This window comes from Pseudomonas sp. SK3(2021), assembly GCF_016772375.1.
GTDB classification, from domain to species: domain Bacteria; phylum Pseudomonadota; class Gammaproteobacteria; order Pseudomonadales; family Pseudomonadaceae; genus Aquipseudomonas; species Aquipseudomonas chlororaphis_I.
On record NZ_CP061943.1, the window covers coordinates 2,280,842 to 2,299,394 of the forward strand.

At 63.0% G+C, this 18,553-nt stretch carries 19 protein-coding genes; 1 reads left to right on the forward strand and 18 read right to left on the reverse strand.

All coding sequences use genetic code 11. The annotated features are described in order from the left end of the window. Positions 1-38: 38 nt before the first annotated feature. From hemN to ccoN (IF690_RS10465), 16 genes are all read right to left on the reverse strand, one after another. Positions 39-1,421: an oxygen-independent coproporphyrinogen III oxidase gene (gene hemN, locus IF690_RS10390; protein WP_202699989.1), complete on the reverse strand. Its 1,383-nt coding sequence runs from the start codon at positions 1,419-1,421 to the stop codon at positions 39-41. Positions 1,422-1,562: 141 nt separating this feature from the next. Then, positions 1,563-2,246: a sulfite exporter TauE/SafE family protein gene (locus IF690_RS10395; RefSeq protein WP_202699990.1), complete on the reverse strand. Its 684-nt coding sequence runs from the start codon at positions 2,244-2,246 to the stop codon at positions 1,563-1,565. After that, on the reverse strand, positions 2,239-2,469 hold the full coding sequence (gene ccoS, locus IF690_RS10400) for a cbb3-type cytochrome oxidase assembly protein CcoS (RefSeq protein ID WP_009047938.1): 231 nt from the start codon (positions 2,467-2,469) through the stop codon (positions 2,239-2,241). The genes IF690_RS10395 and ccoS overlap by 8 nt, the downstream gene beginning before the upstream one ends. 24 nt (positions 2,470-2,493) lie before the next feature. After that, entirely contained in the window at positions 2,494-4,944 is a 2,451-nt protein-coding gene (locus tag IF690_RS10405) for a heavy metal translocating P-type ATPase (RefSeq protein ID WP_202699991.1), read from the reverse strand. 90 nt (positions 4,945-5,034) lie between these two features. Beyond that, a complete protein-coding gene (locus tag IF690_RS10410; protein ID WP_023968521.1) occupies positions 5,035-5,574 on the reverse strand; it encodes a FixH family protein in 540 nt (179 codons plus the stop codon). Positions 5,575-5,585: 11 nt separating this feature from the next. Then, the gene (ccoG, locus tag IF690_RS10415; RefSeq protein WP_202699992.1) at positions 5,586-7,001 is read right to left on the reverse strand and encodes a cytochrome c oxidase accessory protein CcoG; all 1,416 of its coding nucleotides are present in this window, start codon (positions 6,999-7,001) and stop codon (positions 5,586-5,588) included. Between the two features lie 205 nt (positions 7,002-7,206). Continuing rightward, a complete protein-coding gene (locus IF690_RS10420) occupies positions 7,207-7,617 on the reverse strand; it encodes a type II toxin-antitoxin system VapC family toxin (RefSeq protein ID WP_202699993.1) in 411 nt (136 codons plus the stop codon). After that, positions 7,617-7,871, reverse strand: coding sequence for a type II toxin-antitoxin system Phd/YefM family antitoxin (locus IF690_RS10425; protein WP_009047943.1), 255 nt, complete (start codon positions 7,869-7,871; stop codon positions 7,617-7,619). The genes IF690_RS10420 and IF690_RS10425 overlap by 1 nt, the downstream gene beginning before the upstream one ends. 166 nt (positions 7,872-8,037) lie before the next feature. Beyond that, positions 8,038-9,015 carry a cytochrome-c oxidase, cbb3-type subunit III gene (gene ccoP / locus IF690_RS10430; RefSeq protein ID WP_007922407.1) on the reverse strand — a complete coding sequence of 326 codons (978 nt, stop codon included), beginning with the start codon at positions 9,013-9,015 and terminating at the stop codon, positions 8,038-8,040. Then, a complete protein-coding gene (locus tag IF690_RS10435; RefSeq protein WP_003175465.1) occupies positions 9,012-9,197 on the reverse strand; it encodes a CcoQ/FixQ family Cbb3-type cytochrome c oxidase assembly chaperone in 186 nt (61 codons plus the stop codon). Before IF690_RS10435 ends, ccoP (IF690_RS10430) begins: the two co-directional genes overlap by 4 nt. A 5-nt stretch (positions 9,198-9,202) precedes the next feature. Next, positions 9,203-9,811: a cytochrome-c oxidase, cbb3-type subunit II gene (ccoO, locus tag IF690_RS10440; protein WP_009042961.1), complete on the reverse strand. Its 609-nt coding sequence runs from the start codon at positions 9,809-9,811 to the stop codon at positions 9,203-9,205. Next, the gene (gene ccoN, locus IF690_RS10445) at positions 9,811-11,253 is read right to left on the reverse strand and encodes a cytochrome-c oxidase, cbb3-type subunit I (RefSeq protein ID WP_007921354.1); all 1,443 of its coding nucleotides are present in this window, start codon (positions 11,251-11,253) and stop codon (positions 9,811-9,813) included. The genes ccoO (IF690_RS10440) and ccoN (IF690_RS10445) overlap by 1 nt, the downstream gene beginning before the upstream one ends. A 495-nt stretch (positions 11,254-11,748) precedes the next feature. After that, on the reverse strand, positions 11,749-12,690 hold the full coding sequence (gene ccoP / locus IF690_RS10450) for a cytochrome-c oxidase, cbb3-type subunit III (protein ID WP_202699994.1): 942 nt from the start codon (positions 12,688-12,690) through the stop codon (positions 11,749-11,751). After that, a complete protein-coding gene (locus IF690_RS10455) occupies positions 12,687-12,911 on the reverse strand; it encodes a cbb3-type cytochrome oxidase subunit 3 (RefSeq protein WP_023968526.1) in 225 nt (74 codons plus the stop codon). The genes ccoP (IF690_RS10450) and IF690_RS10455 overlap by 4 nt, the downstream gene beginning before the upstream one ends. A gap of 3 nt (positions 12,912-12,914) precedes the next feature. Then, the gene (gene ccoO, locus IF690_RS10460) at positions 12,915-13,523 is read right to left on the reverse strand and encodes a cytochrome-c oxidase, cbb3-type subunit II (RefSeq protein ID WP_062823107.1); all 609 of its coding nucleotides are present in this window, start codon (positions 13,521-13,523) and stop codon (positions 12,915-12,917) included. Positions 13,524-13,533: 10 nt separating this feature from the next. Then, positions 13,534-14,958, reverse strand: a complete 1,425-nt coding sequence (gene ccoN, locus IF690_RS10465) for a cytochrome-c oxidase, cbb3-type subunit I (protein WP_202699995.1) — start codon at positions 14,956-14,958, stop codon at positions 13,534-13,536. 99 nt (positions 14,959-15,057) lie between these two features. Here ccoN (IF690_RS10465) and IF690_RS10470 point away from each other — a divergent pair, with 99 nt between their 5' ends. Next, positions 15,058-15,756 carry an alpha/beta family hydrolase gene (locus tag IF690_RS10470; protein WP_252189543.1) on the forward strand — a complete coding sequence of 233 codons (699 nt, stop codon included), beginning with the start codon at positions 15,058-15,060 and terminating at the stop codon, positions 15,754-15,756. Positions 15,757-15,942: 186 nt separating this feature from the next. On the opposite strand, the gene IF690_RS10475 is transcribed toward IF690_RS10470, so the two are convergent. Next, complete coding sequence (locus tag IF690_RS10475) at positions 15,943-17,508, reverse strand: methyl-accepting chemotaxis protein (RefSeq protein WP_202699996.1); 1,566 nt, start codon at positions 17,506-17,508, stop codon at positions 15,943-15,945. A gap of 170 nt (positions 17,509-17,678) precedes the next feature. Further along, positions 17,679-18,470 carry a CPBP family intramembrane glutamic endopeptidase gene (locus IF690_RS10480; RefSeq protein ID WP_202699997.1) on the reverse strand — a complete coding sequence of 264 codons (792 nt, stop codon included), beginning with the start codon at positions 18,468-18,470 and terminating at the stop codon, positions 17,679-17,681. Positions 18,471-18,553: the final 83 nt, after the last annotated feature.

An 18,553-nucleotide genomic window follows, 5' to 3' on the forward strand; every position in this document is an offset into this window, starting at 1 on the left:
TTGCCGCGCCTGGCGGTCAGGTCACCGCTCCTGACGCTCTAGATGACCCGGGAGAAACGCTGTCGATTCTGTTGCTCCAGATACGTGTCGAACACCATGCATACCGAACGCACCAACAGGCGCCCGGCGGGCAGCACTTCGATGCTTTCATTGCTCAGATTGATCAGGCCGTCTTCGGCCATGGCTTGCAGTGGCGGCCACAACTCGCCGAAATACCCGCGAAAGTCGATGTTGAACTGCTGCTCGATGGCCTCGAAGTCGAGGTTGAAGTTGCAGATCAGCTGCTGGATCACCGCGCGTCTGATGCGGTCGTCCTGATTGCACACCAGGCCGCGGCTGGTGGCCAGTTGCGCGCCACCCAAGAGGTTCTGGTACTGAGTCAGGTCGCTGCTGTTCTGGCAGTACAGGTCGCCGATCTGGCTGATGGCCGAGACGCCCAGGCCGATCAGATCGCAGTGGCCATGGGTGGTATAGCCCTGGAAGTTGCGTTGCAGAGTCGACTCTTCCTGGGCGATCGCCAGCTCGTCGTCGGGCAGGGCGAAATGGTCCATGCCGATGTAGCGGTAGCCGGCGGCTGTCAGTTGTTCGATGGTGCGTTGCAGCACCTGCAGTTTTTCCGCCGGCGCCGGCAGTTCGTGGCTGTTGATCCGCCGTTGCGGCATGAAGCGCTCCGGCAGGTGGGCGTAGTTGAACACCGACAGCCGGTCCGGCTGCAGGTTGATGACTTCCTCGACGGTGCGAGCGAAGTTGTCCGGCGTCTGTTTCGGCAGGCCGTAGATCAGGTCGATATTGATCGAGCGAAATTGCAGGGTGCGCGCCGCTTCGATCACCGCCCGGGTTTCTTCCAGGCTCTGCAGGCGATTGACTGCGCGCTGTACCGCCGGGTCGAGGTCCTGCAGGCCGATGCTGACCCGGTTGAAGCCCAGCTCGCGCAGCAGGCCCATGGTCGACCAGTCGGCTTCGCGCGGGTCGATCTCGATGCCGTAGTCGCCCGAGTCGTCGTCCAGCAGGTTGAAGTGCTGGCGCAGATGGCCCATCAGTTGCCGCAGTTCGTCATGGCTGAGAAAGGTCGGGGTACCGCCGCCAAAGTGCAGTTGCTCGACCTTCTGTCGGGGGTCGAGATGGCAGGCGATCAGCTGGATTTCCTGTTCCAGGCGCTGCAGGTAGGGCAGGGCGCGCCCACGGTCCTTGGTGATGACTTTGTTGCAGGCGCAGTAGTAGCAGATGTTCGCGCAGAACGGCACATGCACGTACAGCGACAGCGGACGCAGCGCCTTGCGGCTTTCGCGCAAGGCGTGGAGCAGGTCGAAGGTGCCCACCTGGCTGTGGAATTGCACAGCAGTGGGATAAGAGGTGTAGCGCGGTCCCGCCAGGTCGTAACGGCGGATCAGATCGGTGTCCCAACGAATGGCGTCGAGCATGCGGGAATTCCCCCGGTAGGCAGGCAGTGTTCGCGAGTCTAGGGGGTTGGCGCCCGGGCCATCTTGATTTGCATCAAGGCTGGCGGGCGCGCGCTGCCTGCCGGGCGGGGCTTGTGTGATTGTTGTTGATGGCCGACAGCCTCAGTGCCCCATCAACCAATACTGATGCGGGCCGGGCAAGGTCCAGATGCCGAACAGGATCACCAGCAGGCCACCGGTCATGCGCACGCTGCGCCGACGCAGCAGCGCGGTGACCCGTTCCGCCGCGAGCCCGGTCGCCAGCAGCACCGGCCAGGTACCCAGGCCGAAGGCCAGCATCAGCAGGGCGCTGTCGAGGGCATTGCCCTGGCTGGCGGACCACAACAGGGTGCTGTAGACCAGGCCACACGGCAGCCAGCCCCAGAGCGCGCCCAGCAGCAAGGCGCGCGGCAGGCTCGACACCGGCAGCAGGCGGCTGGCCACGGGCTGTATATGCCGCCACAGGCCACGTCCGAGGCTTTCGATGCGGGTCAGGCCGCTCCACCAGCCGGCCAGGTACAAGCCCATGGCGATCAGCAGCAGGCCAGCGAGCACACGCAGGGCCATGGCCGCCGGACTGCTGGCCACGGCCCAGCCAGCCAGGCCGATCAGCAGGCCGGCAGTGGCATAACTGAGGATGCGCCCCAGGTTGTAGGCCAGCAGCAGACGAAAACGCCGGCTGCGCTGCTCCTGGGGAATGGCCAGGGTCAAGGCGCCCATCAGGCCGCCGCACATGCCCAGGCAGTGGCCGCCGCCGAGCAGGCCGAGGATCACCGCGGAAACCAGCAGTGGCGCCAGCTCAAGCATGGGGCGGCGCCTGGTCTTTGTGTGGCGGCTGCTCGGCCGCCGGCTGGCCCTTGGCCTCGTCGATGGCGGCGGTGTGTTTGGGGTCCTGGTCGTCGAACAGAATGCTGTGTGCCGGGCCGTCGAGGTCATCGTACTGGCCGCTGTCGACCGCCCAGAAGAAGATGTAGATGGCGATGGCCACGATCAGCAGCGCCGCCGGGATCATCACGTAAAGAGCTGGCATGGGTAGGCTCCATGCCCGCGCGGCTCAGGCCGGCAGCGGGCGGGTTTGGGGCGTGGCCTCGGCCTGGGGCTGACGCGGCAGGCGAGTCAGGCGCAGGGCATTGAGCACCACGGTCAACGAACTGATGGACATGCCGATGGCGGCCCATACCGGAGTGATCCAGCCGAGGGCGGCGAACGGCAGCATGAGGCCATTGTACAGCCCAGCCCACAGCAGGTTCTCGACGATTATCCGGCGTGTGCGACGGGCCAGGCCGAAGGCCTGCACCAACGCATCCAGGCGGTTGGACAGCAACACCGCATCGGCGCTGGTCTTGGCCAGGTCGGTGGCCGAGCCCATGGCCACGCTGATATCGGCGGCGGCCAGCACCGGGACATCGTTGACCCCGTCGCCGAGCATCAGCACTTTGCGGCCCTGGCGATGCAGTTGTTGCAGCACGTGCAGCTTGTCGTCCGGACGCAGGCCCCCGCGGGCCTCGTCGATGCCCAGTTCGGCGGCGACGCTGGCGACCATCGGCGAACTGTCACCCGAGAGCAGCAGGGTATTCCAGCCCCGCGCCTTGCAGGCGGCCAGCAGCGCCGGTGCATCGCTGCGCAGGCGATCGTCGAGGACAAACCAGGCCAGCGGCCCCTGGGTATCGCCGAGCAGCAGCCATTGTCCGGCTTCGTCCGGCATCGCCGGGACCGTGCAGGCGCTGAGCTCGCAGACAAACGCGGGCTGGCCGATGCGCAGGCGTTGCTCGCCTACCCGGCCTTCCAGGCCCAGCCCGGGCATGCTCAGGACTTCCTCGGCAGCCAGTGGCGCACGGCCGAAGGCCCGGGCAATCGGGTGTTCGGAGCGGTTTTCCAAGGCAGCGGCCAGGCCCAGGCACTGCTGGCTGTCGAGGTCGCCCACAGGAAGAATCGAGCGCAGGGCCAGGCGCCCCTCGGTGAGGGTGCCGGTTTTGTCGAAAATCACCGTGTCGATCTGGTTCAGGCCTTCGAGCACGTGGCCGCGGGTCAGCAGCAGGCCGAGTTTGTGCAGGGTGCCGGTGGCGGCCGTCAGTGCGGTCGGGGTGGCCAGGGACAGGGCGCAGGGGCAGGTGGCGACCAGCATCGCCAGGACGATCCAGAACGCCCGGGAGGCATCCAGTTGCCACCAGAGCAGGCCAATGGCGGCCGCGGCGATCAGGGAGAACAGCAGGAACCACTGGGCGGCGCGGTCGGCGATTTCCGCCAGACGCGGTTTTTCCGCCTGGGCCCGGTCCAGCAGGCGGACGATGGCCGACAGGCGTGTGTCCTGCCCCAGGGCCAGGACTTCCACGGTCAGCGCGCCCTCGACGTTGAGGGTGCCGGCGGTGACCGCATCGCCGATGCTGCGCGGTTGCGGCAGGTATTCGCCGGTGAGCAGGGATTCGTCGATGCTCGACTGGCCATCGAGGATCTTGCCGTCCGCCGGCAGGATGGCGCCGGGATGCACCAGCACCTTGTCGCCCAGGCGCAGTTCGCTGAGCAGAATGCGTTCGCTCTGGCCGTCGGCGCCCAGGCGCAGGCACGAGGCTGGCAGCAGGTTCACCAGTTGCGCGGTGGCGGCGGCGGTGCGTTCGCGGGCACGGCGCTCCAGGTAGCGCCCGGCCAGCAGGAACAGGGCGAACATGCCCACGGCATCGAAGTACAGCTCGCCGACCCCGGTGATCGAGGTCCAGATCCCGGCGATGTAGGCGGCGCCAATCGCCAGGGACACGGAAACGTCCATGGTCAGGTGGCGGGTGCGCAGGTCGCGCAGGGCGCCCTTGAAAAACGGCGCGCAGCTGTAGAACACGATCGGCGTGGTGAGAAACAGCGCGACCCAGCGCAGGATGGTGTGCAGTTCGGGGCTCAGGTCGATATTGAATTCTGGCCAGGTGGCCATGGTCGCCATCATCGCCTGGAACCATAGCAACCCGGCCACGCCCAGCTGGCGCAGGGCCAGGCGGTTTTCGCTGGCCAGTTGCTCGGAGGCGCGGTCGGCCTGGTAGGGGTGCGCGGCATAGCCGATCAGGCGCAGTTCGCTGAGCACCTGGCTCAGCGGTAACTGGCTGTCGGCCCAGCGCACATGCAGGCGATGGTTGGACAGGTTCAGCCGCGCCTCGGCCACCGCCGGCAGGCTGCGCAGGTGTTTCTCGATCAGCCAGCCACAGGCGGCGCAACTGATGCCTTCCATCAGCAGAGTGGTTTCGGCCAGTTCGCCTTCATGCCGGACAAAGGGTTGCTGCACATCCGCCCGGTCGTAGAGCGCCAGCTCGTCCACCAGTTGCACCGGCAGGGCTTGCGGGTTGGCGGAGGCTTCGCTGCGATGGCTGTAGTAGCTTTCCAGGCCGCCGGCGACTATGGCTTCGGCCACCGCCTGGCAACCCGGGCAGCAGAACTCGCGGGGCGCGCCGAGCACGACGGCAGTGAAGCGGCTGCCGGGAGGAACGGGCAGGGCGCAGTGGTAGCAGGGCAGTGGCGTGGTCATCGCGGGTCTTTGTTCCAGGGACGGACCTCATCGCCGGCAGGCCACTGCTTGGGAGAAGACAGTAGCCAGCCGGCGATGTACGGAGGGCGCTTACTTGTCCAGGTGTTCCGCGCCTTGCAGCGGTTCGTCACCCAGCAGCAGGTCCTTGTCGTGGCTGACCTGTTCTTCTTCGAACATGCGCCAGGTCTTGTCGCCCTCGACACCCAGCAGTTCGACAAAACGGCGGCCATCGACCTTGTCGCTCAGTTGGCCAATGTAGCGGCCTTGTTCGGTTTCGCTGCGGGCGAGGGTGATCTTGCGGTCTTTTTCCGGCTGGGTCGGCGAGATCAGGTTCAGTTCCAGGGTGGCGGGCATGCTGTTGCCGCTCAGGCGCAGGTCGACTTCGCCGGTGAGGTCGTCCAGGTGCACGCTGGCGCGCAGTTGCAGGGTCTGGGCCAGCAGTTCGCGGTCCAGGGAACGGTTGATGCCTTTGCCTGCCTCGTAGTAGTTGTCGTTGACCAGATTGTCCGGGTTGTTCACCGCAATGGTCACCATGGACAGGGTCAGGGCCACCGAGCAGGCCAGGATGCCGATGATGATCCAGGGCCAGAGGTGCTTATACCAGGGGCTTGTGGCGGTCGCTGCGGGCATGATGACTTCTCTTAACGAATTTGTGGGCCGATGAACCGGCTCTTGGCTTCAACGTGGACGCTTTCGTCGTCGGCGTCCTTGAGGATGAATTTCACCTCGTTGGTGCTCGACGGCAGTTGCTCCGGCGAACTCGACAGCTCGACCGGCATGCTGACGATATCGCCGGCCGCCACCTTGACCTCGCGTCGGCCTTGCAGCTTGAGGTCCGGCAGGCCGGCGGCGTCCAGTACGTAGGTATGGTCGCGCTGGTCCTTGTTCATGATCTTCAGGCTGTAGACGTTCTCGATCCGGCCTTCGGCGTTCTCGCGATAGAGCACGCGGTCCTTGCTGACATCGAAGCCCACCAGCGAACGCATGAAGAAGGCGGTGATCAGCAGGCTGATCATCGCCAGCAGCACCAGCGCATAGCCGATCAGGCGTGGCCGCAGTTTATGGGTTTTCTGCCCGGACAGGTTGTGTTCGGTGGTGTAGCTGATCAGGCCGCGCGGGTAGCCCATCTTGTCCATGATGTTGTCGCAGGCGTCGATGCAGGCGGCGCAGCCGATGCATTCGATCTGCAGGCCGTCGCGGATGTCGATGCCGGTCGGGCAGACCTGCACGCACATGGTGCAGTCGATGCAGTCGCCAAGGCCCATGGCCTTGTAGTCGACACCTTTCTTGCGCGGGCCGCGACCTTCGCCGCGACGCGGGTCGTAGGAGACGATCAGGGTGTCCTTGTCGAACATCACGCTCTGGAAGCGGGCGTATGGGCACATGTAGATGCACACCTGTTCGCGCAGCCAGCCGGCGTTGCCATAGGTGGCGAGGGTGAAGAAGCCGACCCAGAAGTACGACCAACCATCGGCCTGGCCGGTGAAGAAGTCGATGACCAGCTCGCGGATCGGCGAGAAGTAGCCGACGAAGGTCATGCCGGTGACGAAGCCGATCAGCAGCCAGAGGCTGTGCTTGCTGAACTTGCGCAAGAACTTGTTGGCGCTCATCGGCGCCTTGTCGAGCTTGATGCGCTGGTTGCGGTCGCCTTCGGTGACCTTCTCGCACCACATGAAAATCCAGGTCCAGACGCTTTGCGGGCAGGTATAGCCGCACCAGACGCGCCCGGCGTACACGGTGATGAAGAACAGGCCGAAGGCGGCGATGATCAGCAGCCCGGACAGCAGGATGAAATCCTGGGGCCAGAAGGTAGCGCCGAAGATGAAGAACTTGCGCTCCGGCAGGTTCCACCAGACGGCCTGGTGGCCGCCCCAGTTGAGCCACACCGTACCGAAATACAGCAGGAACAGAGCTGCGCCGCCCACCATTCGCAAGTTGCGGAAGAGGCCAGTGAAAGCGCGTGTGTAGATTTTTTCCCGAGAGGCGTAGAGGTCTACGCTGTTGTTCGAATTCTTGGCAGGCGGGGTAACGTCATGTACCGGAATCTGGTTGCTCATCATTGCATCCCACGGCAGTGGAGAAATGCCCCGGTCAGTACGTGCCGACCGCGATCAAATAGGGGTGTTGCAGTGGCGCAATGATACGCCTGTCGCTCTAGCTCAAGGGTGCGACCTTTGGTCGCGTTGGGGGAAATCAATTGATGGTGTAGTGACTTGAATCAATTGACTAGTGAATTATGGACGCTTTTTGCCGCGACCGCGTTCAATCGTTCCACGGGTTGAGCAGTTGCACACCGCTGGACTGGAAGTCGGCGATGTTGCGGGTAACGACTGTCAGCCCGTGTTCCAGGGCGGTCGCCGCAATCAGGGCATCGTATTCATTGCTGCGATCCGGAACGTGCAATCGGGCGCAGCGCATAGTAACAGCGTGGTCAATGGCCAGTATTCGTCCGTCGAAAGCGGGCATCACGCGCAGTTCCAGCCAGGCACGCAGCAGCGCCCCTTGGGTGCGATCGTGGCGTTCCAACCGCAGGATGCCGGTTTCCAGTTCCAATAACGTAATGACTGATAAAAACAGGTTGGTGGGCGCCACGGTCTGAGCCCAGGCCACTACCTTGCAATCAGCATTGGGCTTGCGTAATTCGGACACAACGTTGGTATCGAGCAAAAACATCAGGACAGATCGATCTCGCGAGGAATGATGGTTGCGCGCTCTGTTTCGAAGTCGATTTCAGGCGCTTCAGGCATGGCCAGCATGTCGACGATGCTGGTGTTCAGACCGCTCAGTTTTTCGTAGTCCTCAATGCTTAGCAGCACATGGGCGGGCCTGCCACGGTCGGTGATGATGACCGGGCCGTTTCTTGAGGCTTTTTTGGCACCACTTGTGTCCTGATTGAATTCGCGACTGGAGATGGTGGTGGTAGGCATCGTCATACCCTCGACAAAAAATTTAATGTAGCAACGTTACTACTCCTGACGGGAAAGGGGCAATCTCAAGTGGGGGTGGAGCGACGGACGTGAGGGGAGAGGAAAATAAAAAGGCCCCGCCAATGGACATTGGCGGGGCCTTTTCTGTTACCCGAAGGTGTCTGCCTTACTCGGCGTCCGCCGGCTTGTCGCTGTGGGACAGGCTGTAGACGTAAGCGGCCAGCAGGTGAACCTTGTCGTTGCCTTGCAGTTGTTCCTGGGCAGGCATCTGGCCCTGGCGGCCGTAACGGATGGTCTGCTGCAGTTGGGCGAAGCTCGAGCCGTAGATGAACGCGCCCGGGTGGGTCAGGTCAGGCGCGCCCATGGCTGGGGTGCCTTTGCCGGCCGGACCGTGGCACGCCACGCAGTTGGCGGCGAAGATCTTCTGGCCGTTGGCCGGATCGGCCTTGGCGCTTTCCGGCAGCTTGCGGCCATCGAGGTTGGTCAGTACATAGGCGGCCACATCGCTGACGCCTTGCTCGCCGATGACTTCGGCCCAGGCCGGCATCACCGCGTGACGACCGCCCATGATGGTGGTCTTGATGGTTTCCGGCTCGCCGCCCCAGCGCCAGTCGGCGTCGGTCAGGTTCGGGAAGCCATAGGCGCCCTTGGCGTCGGAACCGTGGCAGACCGAGCAGTTGGAGGCGAACAGGCGGCCACCCATCTTCAGGGCTTGCGGGTCCTTGGCGACTTCTTCGATCGGCATGGAGGCGAACTTGGCGAAGATCGGACCGAACTTGGCATCCGACTTGGCCATTTCCTTTTCCCACTCGTGCACGCCGGTCCAGCCGGTCTGGCCGTTGGCGAAGGGGGTCTGCTTTTCGGTATCCAGGTAGTTGTAGCCTGGCAGCAGGCCTTTCCAGTTACCCAGGCCCGGGTACAGCACCAGGTAACCCAGGGCGAAGACGATGGTGCCGACGAACAACATGAACCACCATTTCGGCAGCGGGTTGTCGTACTCCTCGATCCCGTCGAAGGAGTGGCCGACCGTCTCGTCGGTCTGCTCGGCGCGCTGGCCCTTGCGGGTCGACAGCAGCAGCCAGGTCAGGGCGAAGATGGTACCCAGACTGAGGACTGTGACGTACAGACTCCAGAACGTAGTCATTCTTTGTTACTCCTAGAAGCTTGCTCGACGTGCTTGATGGCTTCGGGATCATCCGCGAACGGCAGCAAGGTCGCGTCTTCGAACTCGGACTTGCGCTTGGGGCTGAACACCCACAGTGCCAGGCCGATGAAGGCCACCATCACCACTACGGTGCCCAGGCCACGAATCATCCCGATATCCATCTAAATCACCGTTTGCTTTTGATGATGGTGCCCAGGCCTTGCAGATAGGCCACCAGCGCGTCCATTTCGGTTTTGCCCTTCACGGCATCCTTGGCACCGGCGATGTCTTCGTCGGTGTAAGGGACGCCGAGCGTGCGCAAGACTTCCATTTTTTTCGCGGTGTCCTTGCCGTCGAGCTTGTTTTCTACGAGGAACGGGTAAGCCGGCATTTTCGACTCAGGTACAACGTTGCGCGGGTTGTACAGGTGCGCACGCTGCCAGTCGTCGGAGTAACGACCACCGACGCGGGCCAGGTCCGGACCGGTACGCTTGGAACCCCACAGGAACGGGTGGTCCCAGACGCTTTCACCGGCGACCGAGTAGTGGCCGTAGCGTTCGGTTTCGGCACGGAACGGACGGATCATCTGCGAGTGGCAGCCGACACAGCCGTTGGCGATATAGACGTCGCGGCCTTCCAGTTCCAGGGCGGTGCGCGGCTTCATGCCTTCCACCGGCTTGTTGGTGACGTCCTGGAAGAACAGCGGGACGATCTGGGTCAGGCCGCCGATGCTGACGGCGATGACCATGAAGAAGGCCAGCAGGCCGATATTCTTCTCTACTGCTTCATGCTTCATCAGTGAGCTCCAACTACAGAGATCTGAGCGGCGGCTTCAGCTTCAGCCGGGTTCGAGGCGCGAACGGTGCGGAACACGTTGTACGCCATGAACAGCATGCCGGCGGCAAAGAACGCACCGCCCAGGGCGCGCACGATGAAACCAGGGTGGCTGGCCTGCAGGGCTTCGACGAAGGAGTAGGTGAGGGTGCCGTCATCGTTGATTGCACGCCACATCAGGCCCTGGGTGATGCCGTTGACCCACATCGAGGCGATGTAGAGCACGGTACCGATGGTTGCCAGCCAGAAGTGGGTGTTGATCAGACCGATGCTGTGCATCTGCTGGCGACCGAAGACTTTCGGGATCATGTGGTACAGCGCGCCGATGGAGATCATCGCTACCCAGCCCAGTGCGCCGGCGTGTACGTGGCCGATGGTCCAGTCGGTGTAGTGCGACAGCGAGTTGACGGTCTTGATCGCCATCATCGGACCTTCGAAGGTCGACATGCCGTAGAACGCCAGGGACACCACCAGGAAGCGCAGGATTGGGTCGGTGCGCAGCTTATGCCAGGCGCCCGAGAGGGTCATCATGCCGTTGATCATGCCGCCCCAGCTTGGCGCCAGCAGGATGATCGACATGGCCATGCCCAGGGACTGCGCCCAGTCCGGCAGCGCGGTGTAGTGCAGGTGGTGCGGACCGGCCCAGATGTACAGGGTGATCAACGCCCAGAAGTGCACGATGGACAGGCGATAGGAGTAGATCGGACGCTCGGCCTGTTTCGGCACGAAGTAGTACATCATCCCCAGAAAGCCCGTGGTCAGGAAGAAACCCACCGCGTTGTGGCCGTACCACCACTGGATCATGGCGTCGGTCGCGCCCGAGTAGGCAGAGTAGGACTTGAAGAAACTGACCGGCAGGGACGCGTGGTTGACGATGTGCAGCATCGCGGTGACCACGATGAAGGCACCGTAGAACCAGTTACCCACATAGATGTGCTTGGTCTTGCGCTTGACGATGGTGCCGAAGAACACCAGACCGTAGGTGACCCAGACGATAGCCAGCAGGATAGCCAGAGGCCATTCCAGTTCCGCGTATTCCTTGGTAGTGGTGTAACCCAGCGGCAAGGTAACGATCGCGCCGACGATCACGGCTTGCCAACCCCAGAAGGTGAAGGCCGCCAGGCTGTCGGAAATCAGTCGCGTTTGGCAGGTTCGCTGCACGACGTAGTAAGAAGTGGCAAACAACGCACATCCACCGAAGGCGAAAATCACCAGGTTGGTGTGCAGGGGGCGCAGGCGTCCAAAGGTCGTCCATGGCAGACCGAAGTTCAACTCCGGCCAGACCAGTTGCGAGGCGATGAAGACACCGAGCCCCATGCCAAGGATCCCCCAGACCACCGTCATGATGGCGAACTGGCGGACTACCTTATAGTTATAAGCAGTCGGACTGATTGCTGTGCTCATTCTAAGGTTCCACGGTTTGGGTGTTTTATTAGGAGTAAAAATCGGCCGCAAGTATGGAGAAAGCAGGGGGTCATTGCAACGCGCCATGACCTGGGTCAATGCTTTCAAAAGCTGATTCTGCGGCCTTTCCATGCGCGGAGTAAGGACAAAATCGGCCCCGGACAAAATGTCGCAGCGGATGAAAAAGGCGAGGGGGTACAGGTCAGCTGTAACCGGGTGTGTGGAAAGCCCTTGAACGAGCGACAGACGGTAAGTGGCACGACAGCCGGTATAAACCAGCCTTTGCGGCCTGTCCTCGAACGACGGCTTCGAATGGAACGGCTACTTCTGGTCTGTGACCGGCCAGTGCCAGTCCACTGCGAAGCAGCTTAGACCCGAATCCGGAGAGTGGAAAGGCAGGGGACAGAGAGGGTGCGACACTTGGTCGCAAAGGAGGAGGGGGGAAGCTTCAAGCGGCAAGCTGCAAGTCAAAAACTTGCAGCTTGCCGTTGTTTTTTACTTGTCGCTTGCAGCTTGTGGCTTGTCGCCGTGAGAGAGGCTGTAGACATAGGCCGCGAGCAGCTGGACCTTGTCGTTGCCGAGCAGTTCGTTCTGCGCTGGCATGTGGCCCTGGCGACCGTGGCGAATGGTCTGTTGCAGCTGGGGCAGGCTGGTGCCGTAGATGAAGCCCGCCGGTTGCGTCAGGTTCGGCGCTCCCATGATTTCAGTGCCCTGGCCGTTGGCGCCATGACAGGCGACGCAGGTGGTGCTGAAGGCTTGCTTGCCAGCGACGAGATCGGCGCTGCTGTCGGCGGGCAACGGCAGGCCGGCGAGTTCGTGACGCACATAGGCCGCGACGTTTTTCACCCCGTCCTCGCCCAGCACTTCACCCCAGGCCGGCATGGCCGCCATGCGGCCACCCATGATGGTGGCCTTGATGGTGTCGGCATTGCCGCCCCAGCGCCAGTTGTTGTCGGCAAGGTTAGGGAAGCCGAAGGCGCCCTTGGCGTCCGAGCCGTGGCACACCGAGCAGTTGGAAGCGAACAGGCGTCCGCCCATTTTCAGCGCCTGCGGGTCCTTGGCCACTTCTTCCGCGGGCATGGCGGCGAACTTGGCGAAGATCGGGCCGAACTTCACGTCCGCCTTGGTCATTTCCTTTTCCCACTCCTTGGTCTGGGTCCAGCCGTCCTCATAGCCCGGCAGGATGCCTTTCCAGTTGCCCAGGCCCGGGTAGAGGATCAGGTAGCCGACGGAAAACACCAAGGTGCCGGCGAACAGCATGAACCACCACTGCGGCAGCGGATTGTCGTACTCCTCGATGCCGTCGAAGCTGTGGCCCATGGTCTGGTCGACGCTGCCCTTGGTCTCGCCCTTGCGCGTGCCGATCAACAGCCAGGTCAGGCCGATCAGGCTGCCTATGGTCAGTACGCAGATGTACGTACTCCAGAAGGTGGTCATGGCCGAATGCTCCTTGTCGCATGCTCTTCGGATTGAGCGTCATCAGATGGATTGCCGGGCACTTCCGGCGAAGGTTCGTCGGCGAAGGGCAGCAGGCGCGCCTGGGCGAACTCCGGGTTGCGCTTGGCGTTGAAGACCCAGATCGACAGGCCGATGAAGGCAATCATCACCACCAGCGTGCCGAGCCCGCGGATCATGCCGCTATCGAGTTCAAGACCCATGGCTCACCTCTTGCTCTTGATCGCAGTGCCAAGCACTTGCAGGTAGGCGACCAGGGCGTCCATCTCGGTCTTGCCCTTGAGGGAGGCGACGGCACCGGCGATATCGTCGTCGTTGTACGGCACGCCGAGGGTGCGCATGGCGCGCAGCTTGGTCTCGGTGTGGCTGCTGTCGACCGGCTGGGTGACCAGCCACGGGTAGGCCGGCATCTTCGACTCGGGCACCACGTTGCGCGGGTTGTACAGGTGCGCGCGGTGCCAGTCGTCGGAGTAGCGGGCGCCGACCCGGGCCAGGTCCGGACCGGTACGCTTGGAGCCCCACAGGAACGGGTGGTCCCAGACGCTCTCGCCGGCGACCGAGTAGTGGCCGTAGCGTTCGGTCTCGGCGCGGAACGGGCGGATCATCTGCGAGTGGCAGCCGACGCAGCCTTCGCGGATATAGATGTCGCGGCCTTCCAACTGCAGGGCGGTGTAGGGCTTCATGCCTTCGACCGGCTTGTTGGTGACGTCCTGGAAGAACAGCGGGACGATCTGGGTCAGACCGCCGATGCTCACGGCAAACACCATCAGCAGCATCAGCAGGCCGACGTTTTTCTCGATGACTTCGTGTTTCATGGCGGACTCCTCAGGCCATCTGCGCAGCGGCGGTGATTTCGGCTGGCTGTGCCGAGCGCACGGTGCGCCAGGTGTTGTAGGCCATCAGCAACATGCCGAAGAGGAAGATCGCGCCGCCGGCCAGCCGCACGATGAAGCCTGGGTGGCTGGCCACCAGGGTTTCGACGAAGGAGTAGGTCAGGGTCCCGTCTTCGTTGACGGCGCGCCACATCAGGCCTTGGGCGATACCGTTGACCCACATCGAGGCGATGTAGAGCACGGTGCCAATGGTGGCGAGCCAGAAGTGCGCGTTGATCAGGCCGATGCTGTGCATCTGCTGGCGACCGAAGACTTTCGGGATCATGTGGTACAGCGCGCCGATGGAGATCATCGCTACCCAGCCCAGTGCGCCGGCGTGTACGTGGCCGATGGTCCAGTCGGTGTAGTGGGAGAGGGCGTTGACCGTCTTGATCGCCATCATCGGACCTTCGAAGGTCGACATGCCGTAGAACGCCAGGGACACCACCAGGAAGCGCAGGATCGGGTCGCTGCGCAACTTATGCCAGGCGCCGGAGAGGGTCATCATGCCGTTGATCATGCCGCCCCAGCTCGGTGCCAGGAGGATCAGCGACATCACCATGCCCAGGGACTGTGCCCAATCAGGCAGCGCGGTGTAGTGCAGGTGGTGCGGACCGGCCCAGATGTACAGGGTGATCAGCGCCCAGAAGTGCACGATGGACAGGCGATAGGAATACACCGGACGCTCGGCCTGCTTGGGCACGAAGTAGTACATCATCCCCAGGAAGCCCGCGGTCAGGAAGAAGCCCACCGCGTTGTGGCCGTACCACCACTGGACCATGGCGTCGGTCGCACCGGCATACACCGAGTAGGACTTGGTCAGGCTGACTGGCAGTTCCAGGTTGTTGACGATGTGCAGGATGGCCACGGTGATGATGAAACTGCCAAAGAACCAGTTGCCGACGTAGATGTGCTTGGTGTTGCGCTTCATCACTGTGCCGAAGAACACGATGGCGTAGGCCACCCAGACGATGGTGATGAGGATGTCGATCGGCCATTCCAGCTCGGCGTATTCCTTGGAACTGGTGTAGCCCAGCGGCAGGCTGATGGCCGCCAAGAGGATTACAAGCTGCCAGCCCCAGAAGCAGAACGCGGCGATTTTCGGCGCGAACAGCTGGGTCTGGCAGGTGCGTTGCACCGAGTAGAAGGAGCTGGCGAACAAGGCGCAGCCGCCAAAGGCGAAGATCACCGCGTTGGTGTGCAGCGGGCGCAGGCGCCCGAAACTGGTCCAGGGCAGGTTGAAGTTGAGTTCGGGCCAGACCAACTGGGCAGCGAGAAAAACCCCGAGCCCCATGCCGACGATGCCCCACACCACCGTCATAATGGCGAATTGGCGGACCACCTTGTAGTTGTAGGCGGTACTGATAGAAGTGTTCATGGTTCCCCATCCACGGTTCAGCTGAAGTGAAAGCGACTGCGCACGGCAAGGCGCGCTCACTTCTTCTGGAGTTATAGGCAGACTAAAAGCGAGGTAAGCATGGGCAAACGGCAAGGGGCTGTTATTGACGGGGATCAATGGGCGCAGTGCGTGCGGGAACGGGGCTGGCTCTGGGATGCCGCGCGGCAGCCGCCGGCCGGCGAATCGCTGACCCTGATCCTGGCCCATGGCGCCGGCGCGCCGATGGACAGCGCTTTCATGAGTGACATGGCCGCACGCCTTGCGGCGCATGGGGTCAACGTCCTGCGCTTCGAGTTTCCCTACACGGCCCAGCGTCGCCTCGATGGTGGAAAACGGCCGCCTAACCCGGCGCCGAAGCTGCTGGAGTGCTGGCGTGAGGTGTATGCCCAGGTGCGACCTCATGTCGCTGGGCGGCTGGCCATCGGCGGCAAGTCCATGGGCGGGCGCATGGCCAGTTTGCTGGCCGACGAACTGGGCGCCGATGCACTGGTGTGCCTCGGGTATCCGTTTTATGCCGCCGGCAAACCGGAGAAGCCGCGGGTCGCCCACTTGGCCGAATTGCGCACCAGGACCCTGATCGTCCAGGGCGAGCGCGACGCCCTGGGTAACCGGGCGGCGGTCGAAGCCTATGCGCTGGCACCGGCTATCGAGCTGTTCTGGCTGGTCGCCGCCGACCATGACCTGAAACCGCTCAAGGCCTCGGGCTTCACCCATGAGCAGCACTTGGAGGCAGCCGCGCAGAAGGTTGCCGAGGTTTTGCGCAGTCTGAATGCTTGAGCGACTCTTCTGTAGCAGCCGGTCGACGCTCGATTGCTCGCGATTGTTTTCAAGGCGACAACGGTGGCGACTGCCAAGCTGCCATCGCGAGCAAGCTTCGCTACAGATACAGAAGACGCGCGCGGGGCTGGAAAAAGGCAATAAAAAACCCGGAAGGCGGACCTTCCGGGTTTTTTGTTTTGCGGCTTAGCGGTTGAAGCGTTCGACCAACGAGTATTGCGTGTTGGCGGTGCGGGTCAGCTCTTCGCTGAGCTGTGCCGAGTTCTGGGCCTGCTCCGAGGTCTGGTCGGCCAGTTGGGCGATGGTACTGATATTGCGGCTGATCTCTTCGGCCACTGCGCTTTGCTCTTCGGTGGCGGCGGCGATCTGGGTGGTCATGTCGGTGATGTTGGCCACCGCTTCACTGATGCCGACCAGCGCCTGGTCGGCTTCCAGCACCCGGGCCACGCCTTCCTCGGCCTGACGATGCCCGGCGTCCATGGTCTGCACCGCCGTGCTGGCGGTTTGCTGGAGCTTGGCGATCAGGTTGTGGATCTGGCCGGTGGATTCGCTGGTGCGTTGCGCCAGTTGGCGAACCTCGTCGGCCACCACTGCGAAGCCGCGACCCATTTCCCCGGCGCGCGCCGCTTCGATGGCCGCGTTCAACGCCAGCAGGTTGGTCTGGTCGGCGATGCCCTTGATCACATCGACCACGCCGCCGATTTCGTCGCTGTCCTTGGCCAGCTGGGTCACGGTCAGGCCGGTTTCACCCACCACCACCGACAGGCGCTGGATTGCTTCGCGGGTTTCCCCGGCGATGTCGCGACCGCGCCCGGTGAGGCGATTGGCTTCCTGGGTGGCGTCGGCGGTGCGCTGCACGTGGCTGGCCACTTCCTGGGTGGTGGCGGCCATCTGGTTGACCGCGGTGGCCACCTGTTCGGTTTCCACACGCTGGCGTTCCAGGCCGCTGGAGCTGTTGTGCGCCAGGGTATCGGACTGCCGTGCCTGCTCGTTGAGGTGCTCGGCGGTGTCCTGCAGGCGGGTCAGGCAGGTTTTCAGGCGGGCTTCCTGGCTGAGGATCGACATCTCCAGACGCGCCTGGGCGCCACGGCTGTCGGTGTACATCTGGGCGATCAGCGGGTCGGAGGTGGTCTGCTCGGCCAGGCGCAGCAAGCGCTTGAGGCCACGCTGTTGCCAGCTCAGCCCGAGCAGGCCGAGCGGCACGCAAAGGCCGGCGGCGAGGGCAAAGCCCCAGGAAGAGTCGAGCCAGGCGCCAATCAGGAAGCTCAGCTGGCTGACCAGGATGAACGGCAGCCAGTCCTGGAGCACCGGCAGCCATTTATCGCGTTTCGGAATCGCCGACTTGCCCTGGTTGATGCGTTGGTAAAGCGCTTCGGCGCGGCGGATCTGCTCGGCGGTGGGCTTGACCCGCACCGACTCGTAGCCGACCACTTGCTGGCCTTCGAAGACCGGTGTCACGTAGGCATTGACCCAGTAATGGTCACCGGTCTTGCAGCGATTCTTGACAATGCCCATCCATGGCAAGCCTTGTTTCAGGGTGGCCCACATATGCGCGAACACCGCGGCCGGAACGTCGGGGTGACGGACCAGGTTGTGCGGTGCGCGGACCAGTTCCTCACGAGAAAACCCACTGATTTCAACGAAGGCATCGTTGCAGTAGGTGATCACGCCTTTGGCATCGGTGGTGGAGATCAACCGTTGCTGAGCCGGAAAGGTACGTTCGCGCTGGGTGACGGGCTGGTTGTTACGCATGGTTTTCTATCCGCAAGGCTTTGATAGGTTGTCGGCGGTCTTCGCCAATTGTTGAAGTTTTTTTCAGGAATTTAAGAAGTGCCTCATTGACAGAGACCTGATCCTGCAGCGAAGGGCGAGGGAGAGCGGTAGAGCCGGGGCTCGTCCAGGGAGCCCCGGCTTGGCCAGGGTCAACCCGCGAGCATCGGGTAGGTGAATAACCCGAAGTGCAGCAGGTTCAAGCCGAAATGGGTGGCCACCGCAGCGCCCAGGCCGCCAAAACGGTAGGCGAGGCCGTAACCGACCCCGGCGATGCTCGCCAGCAGCCACCATTGCCAGCCGGCGCCCACATGCACCAGGCCGAACAGCAGGGCCGCGCACATCAGCGCCAGGTTTTCGCCATAGGGCAGATTCTTGAAGCGACGGCTCAGGCCACCCTGGATGTAGCCACGAAACAGCGCTTCCTCCACCAGGGTGACCAGCAGCAGGTTGTTCAGCACCCACAGCCAGGCCTGGTCCGGCCATTTCGGCGCCCAGTCGATGATACCCAGCAATACCGCGCCGCCCAGGGCCGCCAGGGCGGTCAGGGTCAAGGCCAGGGCAGTGGTGTAGAGAGACAGGCGCAGCGAGCGGCGCCCGATGATCCAGGGGCAGACCAGCAACAGCCAGAAGCCGATCAGCGGTTTGTCCTGGTTCAGGTACATGGAGAACGGCACGGCATCGGCGGTCAAGCGTTCCGGGCCAATTGCCCGGCCATTGTAGAAACCGGGCAGCCAATGCATGGCCAGCGCCAGGGCCAGTACCACGAACAGGCCGTGTCCCAGGTAACGCGCGTAAGGGCTTTTCTGCTGGCGAACGGCAAAGCCCGCGCACAGCAGCAAGGCAACGGAAACCGCCGCCAGCAGGCCCAGTTGGCCGTAGCTCAGGGCCAGGGCGTAGCCAATGGAGAGAAGTGCCAGGTACATCCATGGCAGAACAGTCATGTGAAATCCTTGTTGCGAAAAGAATGGAATCAGCCGCTCGCGCCACCTGCGTCGACGGTTACTGGATAGAACGAGCGAGGGGC